Consider the following 12135-nt stretch of genomic DNA (forward strand, 5'->3'; position numbering starts at 1 on the left):
TACTACCTCCCCTTTACTATCCTACACTGCATTTTGAGTTTCTTTTTTAAAGATTTTTCTTTTTTGACATCCAAAATCAGAAAAATCTAGTTTTTTTACATTAACTGAACACACCTTGTACTCAGGGGTTTGTGTGATAGGATCTGCGGCACTATTTGTCAAAATATTACCTGGATTTTCAGTAAAGTGGAAAGTAATAAAAGTCAAGCCTTCTGGTACTCTGGTTGTAACTTGAGCTTTAGTTATAAGTGAACCTCTGCGAGTTGTTACAGATACCTCATCTCCATCTTCTATGTTTAAGTTCGCAGCATCTACAGGATTTATTTCTATAGATTCCTCTGGATGAGTTCCATTTAGCCCCCAGCAGCGCCTTGTCATAGTTCCAGTATGATAATGAGCCACTACCCTTCCAGTAGTAAGCATAAGTGGATACTCTTTATCAGGCATTTCAGCTGGGTCTCTATGTTCTATTGCAGAAAACTTTCCTAATCCTCTAGAAAATTTCCCTATGTGTAATATCGGTGTTCCTTTATGGTCTTCAGTAGGACATGGCCAAGAAATGACTTCATTTTCTATTCTGCCATATGTAATTCCTGCATAGCTAGGAGTTACAGTTCTTATTTCATTGAATATTTCTTCAGGAGATTTATAATCGCTAGGATATCCCATAGAAGAAATCAGCTTGCTGAGTATCAACCAGTCAGGCATAGAGTTTCCTATAGGCTCAACTGCCTTTCTTACTCTTTGAACTCTTCTGTCTGTTCCACTAAAAGTTCCATCTTTTTCTGCAAAGCTTGCTCCTGGTAGTACTACATCTGCAAGCTCAGCTGTCTCAGTCAAAAATATATCCTGAACAATAAGACAGTCAAGATGCTCTAAACAATGCTTTACATGAGTAACATCTGGATCGCTTCTAACTGGATTTTCTCCAAATACATATAAAACCTTAACATTATCTTTCATTATTTCATTAAGTACATTAGGAATAGTAAGTCCTACTTTATCGCTAAGTGGCTTATTCCAAGCTTTTTCAAATTTTTCTTTTATTGCTGGGTCCGTAACTGCTTGATATCCTGGATAAACGTTAGGAAGAGCTCCCATGTCACAAGCCCCTTGAACGTTATTTTGACCTCTAAGTGGATTAACACCAGCTTTTGGTTTTCCAAGATTTCCAGTTACCATAGCTAAATTTGCAATAGAAAGCACATTGTCTACTCCTGTAGTATGCTGTGTTATTCCCATTGTGTAGTAGGAAGCAGTATTGTTTGATTTTGCAATTATTCTAGCTGCTTCTCTTATTTTTTCAGCTGGAACCTTAGTGATTTTTTCACTGTATTCTGGCGTATATTTAAGAACTGTTTCCTTCATCTGCTCAAAGTTTTCAGTCCTAGTATTTATAAATTCATTGTCTGCTAGATTCTCATTCAAGATTACATTTATCATAGCATTAATAAGTGCTACGTCAGTACCAGGCTTTTGTCTTAACCATACATCAGCATGCATAGCCAAATCAGTTTTTCTAGGGTCTGCTACTACAAGCTTGGTTCCCCTATCCTTTGCTTGAAGTAATTTTAGTCCAATAATCGGATGACATTCAGTCGTGTTTGTCCCTATTGCGAAAATCGCATCCTTTTCATCCATCAAATCAATTTCGTCTATAGAGTTTGTCATTGCTCCACTGCCAAAAGCTGTGCCCAGACCGGACACTGTAGGTGCATGTCAGAGTCTAGCGCAGTGGTCAATATTATTAGTCCCAATCGCTGCTCTCATTAATTTCTGCATTAAATAGTTTTCTTCATTAGTGCATCTCGCCGAGCTAAATGAAGCTATACTGTCTGGTCCATGGTCTTTTATGGTTGATTTTAGCTTTGAAGTTATAAATTCAAAAGCTTCCTCCCAAGATACTTCCTCTAGCTTTTCATTCTTTCTTATCATTGGATTTTTTAGTCTGTCATTGTGATGTACAAAGTCAAAACCAAAATGTCCTTTTGAACAAAGCTTTCCCCCATTTACTGCATTTTTTTCATTCGGAGTTACACTAACTATCTCCCCATCTTTAACGTTAAGATAAAAAGTACAACCCGAGCCACAGTATGGACAGGTAGTCAAAACACTCTGCATCTTACATCCCCCATTCCCTTTACTAATCCTTAATGAGAATATTTATTAAAAAAAACTGTATAAAAATAATATAGCATAAATTTAACAAAGTATAAACATTTTAATTGTAAACCTTAATGAGGAATCAAAAATAGACAAATCATCGCTTTTGTGATAAGATAAAAATAATCAGAATAATCAAACTTATCCGAGCTAACTATTCTAAAGTATTGAAATATATGCCATGAGGGTTGGCCAATGGGTAGAGTAGGAAACTACGCTGCCTCCCGCTATTTGGAAAGGATGGGGTTAACACTGAATTTCACTGTTATCCTGTATAATCTACTACGATTATACCTAAACCAAATTTTGAAGGAGGTTTTTTCATGCAAAAATTTATTAGAATTGACATGGCTACTCTAAAACACGAAATTACAGATGTGCCAGAAAAATATGCTGGACTAGGTGGTAGAGCACTTACTTCTAGCTTTGTAAATGATGAAGTTATCCCAACATGTCATGCACTTGGAAAAAACAACAAAATAATCTTCGCTCCAGGTCTACTTAGCGGAACATCTGCACCAAACTCTGGACGTATGTCTGTAGGAGCTAAAAGTCCACTAACTGGAACTATTAAAGAATCAAATACTGGTGGTTCTTCTTCTCAAATGCTAGCTAAAATGGGAATTAAAGCATTTGTAATCGAAGGCAAGCCAAGTGACGATAAGTTTTATGTAATTAAATTAGATATGAATGGCGTTACTATCGAGCCTGCTCCAGCTGAAATTTTAGGCGGTTGCGGAAACTATGATGCTATTCGTATACTAGGCGAAAAATATGGTTCTCACGTTGGAATTGCAATTATAGGGCCTGCTGGTGAGCACAGACTACCATCTGCAAATATTTCGTTCAAAGACCCTGAAGGTAATATTAGAAGCGCTGGTAGAGGTGGACTAGGAGCAGTACTTGGTTCTAAAAATGTAAAGGCTATAATCATAGATGAAACTGGAGCAAGCAAAGTGCCAGTAGCTGACCCAGAAGCTTTTGCTGCTGCTTCTAAGGTTTTTGCAAAGGCTCTATTAGACCATCCAGTTGCAGGCCAAGGTCTTGCACTTTATGGTACAGATGTATTAGTTAATATTATTAATGAAGCAGGTGGACTTCCTGCAAACAACTTCACTGGCGGAAGAATAGACCACAATGACAATTTCTCTGGAGAAACTCTAAATGCAACTATCACTGAGCGTGGTGGAGATGGAAAAGTTTCACACGGATGTCATAAAGGATGCGTTATTCGTTGTTCTCAGTGGTATCCTGATAAACAAGGTAAATACATCACAAGTGGTTTTGAATATGAAACTATTTGGGGACTAGGCGCTGATGCTGGTATCAAAGATTTCGATACTATCGCATATATAGACCGCGCTATGGATGATGTAGGAGTTGACAGTATAGAAGTTGCTGTTGCTGTTGCTACTGCAATGGAAGGCGGATTAATTCCTTGGGGCGATGGAGAAAAGGTTCTTGAAATAGTTAAAGAGATGGCTAATCCTACTCCACTTGCTAGAATCATAGCTGGAGGAACATCTATAGTTGGAAAAGTTTGCGGACTATATCGTGTTCCAGTAGTAAAAGACCAAGCAATCCCAGCTTATGATCCACGTGCTATCAAAGGTATCGGCTTAACATATGCTACTACTACTATGGGCGCAGACCACACTGCAGGATACTGTATCTCAGGAAACATCCTAAAAGTTGGAGCAGACATAGATCCTCTTAAAAAAGAAGGTCAAATAGAGTATGCACGTGCTATGCAAATCGGTACAGCTGCAATTGACAGTACTGGAATGTGTCTATTTGTATACTTTGGTATAGCAGACAGCCCAGCTGGCTATCAAGCTCTTATTGATATGATAAATGCTCAGTACGGACTTAGCTTAACTTCAGATGATGTAGATGAGCTAGGAAAGAATGTGCTTCGCGTTGAAAGAGACTTCAATAAACGTGCTGGCTTTACAAATTCACATGATAGATTGCCAGAATTTATGGAATATGAACCTATAGCACCACATAACGTAGTTTGGGATTTCAGCCCTGAAGAAATCGATGAAGTTATGAAGTTCTAATTGTAAAAAATGCTGAAAAGTCGGACATAGGTTCGACTTTTCATATTTAACCGATGTTAATACAGGAGGCAAAATGATGGAAAACTCAAGTAAAACAATAGAACTCAGAGGTTTTTTACAACTTGATGCCTTTTTAAAAAAGAAATTTGGAACCATGCCTGTATTTCTAGAAATCGATGGCCCTATAAGCGGTTTGGAGCTTTCTAAACAGCTAGAAATCAAGCGTGACGATATAGAAGTAATTTTTGTAAACGGTTTTGTTCAGCAGGTAGACTATATAATCAATCCTGGAGACCGCGTAGCCTTTCTGCCACCTGGATGTCCTGGCCCTTATAGGATTGCTTTAGGCTTTTATGGGAAAAATCAAGGAAATGAAGCAAATTTTAAACTCAAGAAAGACACCTAGATATAATTTAGGAGGAAATTATGCAAATCACTGTTAAGCTCTTTGCAAATCTAAGAGAAAATAGAGAAAAAATAATGGATATGGACGTAAGTTCAGATACTACTGTCAAAGAAATAATTGAAAGCCTAGGAATTCCTCTGCAGGATGTAGCAATAATAATGATAAATGGAAGAGGAACTAAATCTGATGCTGTGCTTAAGTCTGATGATGTGCTTGCTCTTTTCCCACCTGTTGGTGGGGGTTAAATTATCATATAAAAAGCCACTAAATTTAGTGGCTTTTTGTGATTTCAAGTTCTCCATTACCGCTTTCTTTGAACTTAATATGAACATCCTTATTTTCAGAAGTGTGGATTTTGATGCTGTTTTTGTCTGAAGCTAAAAGCTCTTTTACCAAATCCCTGGATATATCTTCTTTAAGCTCGGGCAGGGAATTCTTCCAAAGAGTAAAATTGCAGCTTTGTTTCCAGTTAGTACAAAAATACGCTTTTGAATTTTCCTTTATTTTACCATCCTTGCAAAGTGGACAGCTTCCTAATGGAGTTTTATCTATGTCATATGCTTGATTTTTAACATTAGTATTTTTTGTAAGAGTCAAAACTCTACTAGTATTTTTTTGGATATAGCTCTCTAGTTTTTTCATGTACTCATCATTTTTTATGTCACCAGAAGCTATCATAGATAGCCCTTTTTCCCAGCTAGCTGTGAGCTCTGGCCTAAGTAGTGAAGGGATTGAGCCATCAACTACGTCGTAGATTGATTCTCCTAAAGTTGTTGGAGCTAGAATCTGGGTTTTCTTATTGAGTGAAATATAATCTATTTTTTCCAGCTTACTCAATATCTCTGCTCTAGTAGCACTAGTTCCTATTCCACTCCCTTTGATTTGCTCTCTTAGCTCATCATCTTCGATTAGCTTTCCTGCATTTTCCATAGCAAGAATAATTGAGCCTGAGTTATATCGTTTTGGCGGAGTGGTTTCCGATTCCTTGATGTCCAGCTCTTTAACTAAAACAGTTTGACCTTTTTTTAGCTTTTTCAAAATCTCAGCCTTATCCTGCTTTGAATCGTCTTCTTTCTTTTCATCGTTTAAAATCACTTGAAAGCCATCTGAGGTACATACTTTTGAAGTAGAAAAAAATCTTTCATCTCCTAGCTTTGTTGTAATTGAAAGCTGATTGTATATTGCAGGAGGAAAAAATATGGCTAAAAATCTTCTTACTATAAGTATGTATACTTCTTTTTCTATTCCTGGAAGCTTATTGTAGGTTGATAAGCCTTGACCCGTCGGAATTATAGCGTAGTGGTCAGTTATGGCTTTGTCATTTACATATTTGGTTTTTTCTAGGCCCTTATGCTTGTTACTATTAATAACCTCTAAAGCATACTCTGGCAGCATCTTATCCTTTTCATCCAGTGATGCCACTTTATCTAGCTGAGTTAGACCTTTTAGATTTGAAAGAATTTCTTTGCAAACAGCAGTCGAAAGAACTCTTGCATCTGTTCTTGGATAAGTAATCAGCTTTTTTTCATAAAGGTTCTGGGCAATCTTAAGTGTCTGGTCTGGGCTTTGCTTTAGCTTTTTAGAAAGCTCATTTTGTAGCTCTGCAAGATTGTATAAAAGAGGAGGATTTTTAGTTTCCTTCTTTTTCTTAACATCTTCAATTACAGGCTTTTCGTTAGAGGTTTTTAGTTCATTTACAAAGGTTTCAGCCAAAGCTTTATTCGTAAATCCAACTTCCTTATAGATTTGATTTGAAAGGTAATATCTAGAGCCTTCTACAGCTTTCCACTCAGCATCGTAATCTATAAACCCTTCAAATTCAAATAGAGCTTGAACCTTATAATATGGAAGCTTAACAAAATCCCTTATTTCTCTTTCCCTATTTACAATCATTCCTAAAACGCAGGTCATAACACGACCTACTGCTATGACTATGTGATCCTTTTCTAGCTTTTTAGCAAGTGTTCTTCCATAGCATAAGGTAAGAAGTCTAGAAAAATTGATTCCCATAAGATAGTCTTCTTTTGCTCGAAGAAATGCTGAATCAGCTAGGTTATCATAGGCTTCTAGAGGCTTTGCGTTTTTTACACCTTTTTTGATTTCATCCTCAGTTTGAGAATCAATCCAGACTCTCTTTTTCTCTTTTGATTTTGCATCCACCATCATGTCTACCAGTCTATATATATATTCCCCTTCTCTTCCAGAGTCTGTACATACATATATGGTAGTCACATCATCTCTATTCATCTGCTCTTTTATAATATCAAACTGTTTTTGAACATTTGCAATGATTTCATACTTATATCCTTCAGGTAAAAAAGGTAAGTCATGAAGTCTCCAAGCCTTGTACTTTATATCGTATTTTTCAGGATAGCTCATGGTCACAAGATGTCCTATACACCAAGTAACAATTGCACCAGAAGATTCGATATAGCCATCTCTTTTATTCCCTTTTATGCCTAGAGTCTTTGCAAATTCAAGTGCAACACTAGGTTTTTCCGCTATAAATAACGATTTGCTAATCGTAATCCTCCCCTTTCATCTTAAATCTTTATTACGTATATTTTATCTGCTTCCTTGGAAGATAAGCTTTTTGTAAGCTTAAGACTATCTGACTTTATAGCATTGATATAAGTGATTATCTCACTGGTTATCTCTTCTCCAGGTAATACAAGTGGCACTCCAGGAGGATAGGGTACAAGCGATTCTGCAGATATTCTTCCAATAGAATCATCCAGCTCAACAAGCTCTCTCTTTAACTCTTCTGCTTCATGCCAATTAATGACAGTCTTTGGCTTTGGCATAAGCTTATAGCTATTTATGTTAATTGAATTACTATCTTTTCTAGCTTCATTTATATGATTATTTAATTGTGCTTCATAATTTGAATCTGCAAAAATATCCTTTAATGCCTTTACTAAGTTTTCATACATGATGCTAGTATCTGCTACAGTTCCAATTAAAACTATATTATTAAAATCTGCCATTTCTACTTGAATATTATACTTACTTCTTAGAAGCTCAGCCAAGTAATTTCCACTAAGAGGTGTATTTATAACCAGTCTAGTAAAATCATAGCTTTCATTTTCTAGATTTGTTTCATCTAAAACTCTTATCCCTCTGATGTCAGAAAGAGCTTCTTTTACCTTGTCTATATTTGCCTTTAGTTCCCTTGTGAGCATTTCACCTTTAGTTTCCATTAGATATCTAGCCATATCAATTGACGCTAGAAAAAGATAAGATGGACTGCTTGATTGAAACATCTGAAGCTTTGACTCTATTTTTTCTATTTGAGCATCAGATAGGCTATGTGATAAATTGAGTACCGCTGTCTGTGTAAGGGCTGGTAGAGTTTTATGAAAGCTAGTTACTGCAATATCAGCGCCTAAACTAATAGCAGTCTCAGGAAGTAGTGAGCTAAAATTAAAGTGAGCTCCATGTGCCTCATCTACGAGCAGTAGCATATTATTTTCCTTGCATAGATTTGATATTTCCTTTATATATGCACAGGTTCCATAATAAGTAGGTGAAGTAATTACTACGGCTTTCGCATCTTTATTTTCCTTAATAACCTCAGCTAAATCATAGGCATCAACAGTAGAGGCAATATCAAAATCCTTTATCACCTTAGGATAAACATATATGCTACTCAAATTTCCTAAATAAATCGCTGTAAAAACTGATTTATGGCAGTTTCTTTGAACTATAATCTTATCATTTTTATTAAGTAGCCCTAGTATCATACTGTAAATACCACAGGTACTTCCATTTACAAGCATGTAGCTTTTTTTGCTTCCCATAGCTTCTGCTAAAAGAACTTGAGCATCTTTTATCATCTCTTCAGCTTCATATAAATTGTCAGTCCCAGGAACCTCTGTCAAATCATAGCTATAAACATTGGCTTTTAAAACCTCCAGCTCTTCAAATATCCTTTGATTCTGCTTATGCCCAGGCATATGAAAAGCTGTATTATTTTGGTTTTTATAAAATTCGAGTCCCTTAATTATAGGGACTCTGTCAAAATTTATCATACTAATGGCTCCAATTCATCTTGATTCATCATCACGCTAGCTTCGACCATAAGAGCACACTCTAGTCTTTTTCTTTGCATCTGACAACCAAGGTCGTAAGGCTTTAATATATCGTTGTTGAAATTAAATGCATTTGCATGGCATCCTCCTGAGCAATAAAACTTAGCCCAGCATTTTGAACATTCATCTTTGGCATAGATATGCGCCTCTTTAAAGGTTTCTTGCATTTCTTTAGGAAGCTCAACCTTATCCGTCATTACATTTCCCATCTTAAATTCTTCTTGCCCTACAAATTGATGACATGGGTAGATGTCTCCCTCAGGTGTGATTGCAAGATATTCATTACCTGCTCCACAGCCCGTCATTCTCTTTATAACACAAGGTCCTTGAGATAAATCAACCATAAAGTGGAAAAATCTAAAAGGCTCATTATTAACTCTCATTTTTGAATATTCTACAGCTAGCTTTTCATATTCATCTAAAATTTTAGGCAGATCCTCTTCTCTAAGTGCGTAAGGATTAGATTCATCTCCTACTACTGGTTCTACTGATGTCAAATCAAAGCCTAAGTCCTTAAAGTGAAGAACATCTTTGCTAAAATCCATATTATCTCTAGTAAAAGTACCTCTTACATAATAGTACTTGTCTTTTCGTTTTTCAATCAGCTTCTGAAACTTCGGAACGATAATATCATAGCTACCTTTGTCATTTAAAGTAGGTCTCATATCGTCATTGATAGACTTTCTTCCATCCAAGCTCAGTACCACATTGTGCATATGCTCGTTTACATAGTCTATAATCTCATCATCTAATAGCACTCCATTTGTAGTGATTGTGAATCTAAAATTCTTCACTTTTTCTTTTGCTAGTTCATTGCCATACTCAACTATCTGCTTTACTACTTCAAAATTCATAAGTGGCTCTCCACCAAAGAAATCCACCTCTAGATTTTTTCTGCTTCCAGAGTTATCAACTAAATACTCTAAAGCTTTTTTGCCTACTTCAAAGCTCATAATGGATTTAGCTCCACCAAAGTCTCCCTGAGATGCAAAACAGTATTTGCATTTCAAGTTACAGTCATGAGCTATATGAAGACACATAGCTTTTACCACAGGCTCTCTATTTTTAAATGCATCTATATCAAGATAGTTATCAGGCGAATATAAAAGCCCTTCTTCAACTAAACTTTTTATTTCATCAAAGGTTTCTTTAATCTCATCTAGCGTATATTTTGGAAGCTTTTTCGCAATTTTTTCTGCATCATTAAGTTCATAATAATCCAGCACGTCAAAAGTAATTTCATCTACAACGTGTACAGCTCCTCCATTTACATCCACTACTATATTTAAGTCATTCATCGAAAACTTATGTATCAATTTAATTCCTCCTAGAATTTCACATGAGAAAAGGGAATAAAGCCCGATTGCTTTGATTCCCCCTCACAAAACTTACACTTACTATCTGCCTTCTCTTTCGCACTCTTGGTTAGCTACCGTACATGAAGTTTTACATGCAGATTGGCATGAAGTTTGGCACTCGCCACATCCGCCTTTAGCTGCGCTCTTCTTAAGTGTATCTTTTGAAAGCGTCTTTATATGCTTTTTCATGGCTCTACCTCCATAGATTGTTATGTATTAGCCTAAATATTATAACATATATTATTATATTTCGCTAAATTTTTTCATCAGTTTAACTTTTCATGCTCAAGTTCGAAATTTTCATACTATATCCCTATCAAATAAGTTGAGGTATAATAATATTAAAACAGTACTTACGGGAGGGTAAAATATGCAATTTATAGTAACTGGATATGATGGAAATGATGATAAAGCACTAGAACGCAGAATGAATGCTAGAGAAGCCCATCTTAACATGGTAGATGAAATGATAGAAAAGGGTCATGATTTATATGCTGCTGCACTTCTAGATGAAAGCGGAAATATGAAAGGCTCAATGATGGTTGTAGAATTTGCTTCAAGAGAGCAGTTAGATGCTTGGCTAAAAGTAGAGCCTTACATAATAAATAACGTGTGGCAAAGAGTAGAAATAGTCGAATGCAAGGTTGCGGCTGCATTTGTTAAATAAATTTTCAGCTTTTCTTTTTTTATTCTAAAATCTAGTGAAGACTTATCTCAAGTCTTCACTAGTGCACTTCTATATTAAAGAATGACCGTCATTTTTGTGAACATATCAACATTAGAATCCTTACTCTTTGAGTTTTCAACAAGCTTATCCCGTTGAGTTTCATTCTTAAAATATGATGTATTGATTTTCAACGAATAAAAACACACTGATAATTTATATCAGTGTGTTTTTATTCGTTACTCAATCATAATACGTTTTGAAGTATCTTCGTGTTGTTTTTTAGGTACTTGAATAGTCAATACACCTTCTTCTAATTTTGCTTTAATGCCTTCATCATCTGCATCTGCTAACAAAATACTTCGTGACATTTGAGCATATTTTCTCTCACGATGGATATATTTTTTGCTTTTGTTCTCTGAAACTTCTTCTTTTTTTACAGAAATATTGAGTCTTCCATCATTTAATGTGATTTCTACATCTTCTTTCTTTACACCTGGAAGTTCAGCTTCAATTGTATATTCTGTATCGTTGTCTTGAATGTCAATTTTAAATTTGTCTCCAGCTAAACTTCTTTGGATTGGCCAACTGCCTGTAAAAAAGTCATCAAGCATGTTGGAAAAATCATCAAAACCAATGTTCATCAAATCATTTTGTTTTCTGTTGAATGGAATTAATCCTGCCATGATAATCACTCCTTTACATTATTAAAATTTTTTAATTGTTAGCACTATCTAACGTCGAGTGCTAACTTCAATTATTTTATACACCATTTCTTTTTCCTTGTCAATATTTTTTCTCTACTTTTTTTAATTTTTTTTTAAATAGGTACATTAATTTGGCCTTTCAAGAATGAAGTTTCATTACCCAAATTATAATAAACCACATCGCAATCTTCGTTCATACAGAACTTATATTCATCTCCTACTACATCCTTGCGATACTTATACTCTGTAAATACTAGCAAATCCTCACTCTGAAATCTTTTGAATAAAGGTTGTATAATTCTCAACCTTTATTTCATAACTGGTTGTCTGTTCATACTTTTTTTCATTTCGCCACACATCTCGTCAATCTTCCTCTACCCACTTTTTTATCAAATCTTTGGCTTGCATCTCATTGATCAGATTTACCGCATGTGTCGTTCCCACCCCAAGTGCTTCTTCAACATCATTACGAGTAATTTCCTTTTGCTTTTCAAACAACTTGGAGTGTAGGCTTCATTTAATTCAACGCTTTCGCTTTCACACAAACTCATAATACCACCCTTTATGTCAGTTTCTTTCACTTCTGCCACTATCTTGCCACTGTCCTATTAGAAAACAAGTGGTGTTAGTATAATATTTATGGATATTGTATGAGAAATTATTTTTTCCTTAATTTTTTATTT

General features: G+C 35.5%; 12 protein-coding genes and 1 riboswitch. Of the genes, 4 read left to right on the forward strand and 8 right to left on the reverse strand.

Translation table 11 applies throughout. The features are described from left to right. Positions 1-21: 21 nt before the first annotated feature. Positions 22-2121: a formate dehydrogenase subunit alpha gene (gene fdhF / locus B5X47_RS06875; protein WP_079589441.1), complete on the reverse strand. Its 2100-nt coding sequence runs from the start codon at positions 2119-2121 to the stop codon at positions 22-24. Between the two features lie 173 nt (positions 2122-2294). Next, positions 2295-2417: riboswitch (molybdenum cofactor riboswitch) on the forward strand. 69 nt (positions 2418-2486) lie between these two features. Here fdhF and B5X47_RS06880 point away from each other — a divergent pair. The 3 genes from B5X47_RS06880 (at position 2487) to B5X47_RS06890 (ending at position 4877) form a co-directional block, all read left to right on the forward strand. Then, on the forward strand, positions 2487-4226 hold the full coding sequence (locus B5X47_RS06880) for an aldehyde ferredoxin oxidoreductase C-terminal domain-containing protein (RefSeq protein WP_079589442.1): 1740 nt from the start codon (positions 2487-2489) through the stop codon (positions 4224-4226). Between the two features lie 73 nt (positions 4227-4299). Continuing rightward, positions 4300-4632: a MoaD/ThiS family protein gene (locus tag B5X47_RS06885; RefSeq protein WP_242951018.1), complete on the forward strand. Its 333-nt coding sequence runs from the start codon at positions 4300-4302 to the stop codon at positions 4630-4632. Between the two features lie 20 nt (positions 4633-4652). Then, the gene (locus B5X47_RS06890) at positions 4653-4877 is read left to right on the forward strand and encodes a MoaD/ThiS family protein (protein WP_079589444.1); all 225 of its coding nucleotides are present in this window, start codon (positions 4653-4655) and stop codon (positions 4875-4877) included. A 25-nt stretch (positions 4878-4902) separates the two neighbouring features. Here B5X47_RS06890 and B5X47_RS06895 read toward each other — a convergent pair whose 3' ends face one another. The 4 genes from B5X47_RS06895 to scfA form a co-directional block, all read right to left on the reverse strand. Continuing rightward, positions 4903-7161 (reverse strand): DNA topoisomerase, encoded by a 2259-nt coding sequence (locus tag B5X47_RS06895; RefSeq protein ID WP_330395755.1) that lies wholly within the window; start codon positions 7159-7161, stop codon positions 4903-4905. A 14-nt stretch (positions 7162-7175) separates the two neighbouring features. Next, a complete protein-coding gene (locus B5X47_RS06900) occupies positions 7176-8663 on the reverse strand; it encodes an aminotransferase class I/II-fold pyridoxal phosphate-dependent enzyme (protein WP_079589446.1) in 1488 nt (495 codons plus the stop codon). Next, positions 8660-10045 (reverse strand): thioether cross-link-forming SCIFF peptide maturase, encoded by a 1386-nt coding sequence (gene scfB / locus B5X47_RS06905; protein WP_200805102.1) that lies wholly within the window; start codon positions 10043-10045, stop codon positions 8660-8662. Before scfB ends, B5X47_RS06900 begins: the two co-directional genes overlap by 4 nt. A gap of 75 nt (positions 10046-10120) precedes the next feature. Further along, complete coding sequence (scfA, locus tag B5X47_RS06910; protein WP_013361040.1) at positions 10121-10270, reverse strand: six-cysteine ranthipeptide SCIFF; 150 nt, start codon at positions 10268-10270, stop codon at positions 10121-10123. A gap of 181 nt (positions 10271-10451) precedes the next feature. Here scfA and B5X47_RS06915 point away from each other — a divergent pair, with 181 nt between their 5' ends. After that, positions 10452-10748 (forward strand): YciI family protein, encoded by a 297-nt coding sequence (locus B5X47_RS06915; protein ID WP_013361039.1) that lies wholly within the window; start codon positions 10452-10454, stop codon positions 10746-10748. Positions 10749-10984: 236 nt separating this feature from the next. Here the strand turns inward: B5X47_RS06915 and B5X47_RS06920 are convergent, their stop codons facing one another. The 3 genes from B5X47_RS06920 to B5X47_RS14040 form a co-directional block, all read right to left on the reverse strand. Beyond that, entirely contained in the window at positions 10985-11431 is a 447-nt protein-coding gene (locus tag B5X47_RS06920; protein WP_079589447.1) for an Hsp20/alpha crystallin family protein, read from the reverse strand. Between the two features lie 134 nt (positions 11432-11565). Further along, positions 11566-11757, reverse strand: coding sequence for a hypothetical protein (locus B5X47_RS14130; protein WP_242951019.1), 192 nt, complete (start codon positions 11755-11757; stop codon positions 11566-11568). 58 nt (positions 11758-11815) lie between these two features. Continuing rightward, positions 11816-11950, reverse strand: coding sequence for a hypothetical protein (locus B5X47_RS14040; protein ID WP_278278419.1), 135 nt, complete (start codon positions 11948-11950; stop codon positions 11816-11818). Between the last annotated feature and the right edge of the window lie 185 nt (positions 11951-12135).

Source organism: Acetoanaerobium noterae (assembly GCF_900168025.1).
Lineage (GTDB): Bacteria > Bacillota > Clostridia > Peptostreptococcales > Filifactoraceae > Acetoanaerobium > Acetoanaerobium noterae.

Bases quoted from the DNA above. Each gene is read 5' to 3' on its own strand.
- B5X47_RS06900 (WP_079589446.1), bottom strand. From the start codon at position 8,663: ATGATAAATTTTGACAGAGTCCCTATAATTAAGGGACTCGAATTTTAT.
- B5X47_RS06915 (WP_013361039.1), top strand. From the start codon at position 10,452: ATGCAATTTATAGTAACTGGATATGATGGAAATGATGATAAAGCACTA.
- B5X47_RS06920 (WP_079589447.1), bottom strand. From the start codon at position 11,431: ATGGCAGGATTAATTCCATTCAACAGAAAACAAAATGATTTGATGAAC.
- B5X47_RS06880 (WP_079589442.1), top strand. From the start codon at position 2,487: ATGCAAAAATTTATTAGAATTGACATGGCTACTCTAAAACACGAAATT.
- scfA (WP_013361040.1), bottom strand. From the start codon at position 10,270: ATGAAAAAGCATATAAAGACGCTTTCAAAAGATACACTTAAGAAGAGC.
- B5X47_RS06885 (WP_242951018.1), top strand. From the start codon at position 4,300: ATGATGGAAAACTCAAGTAAAACAATAGAACTCAGAGGTTTTTTACAA.
- B5X47_RS06890 (WP_079589444.1), top strand. From the start codon at position 4,653: ATGCAAATCACTGTTAAGCTCTTTGCAAATCTAAGAGAAAATAGAGAA.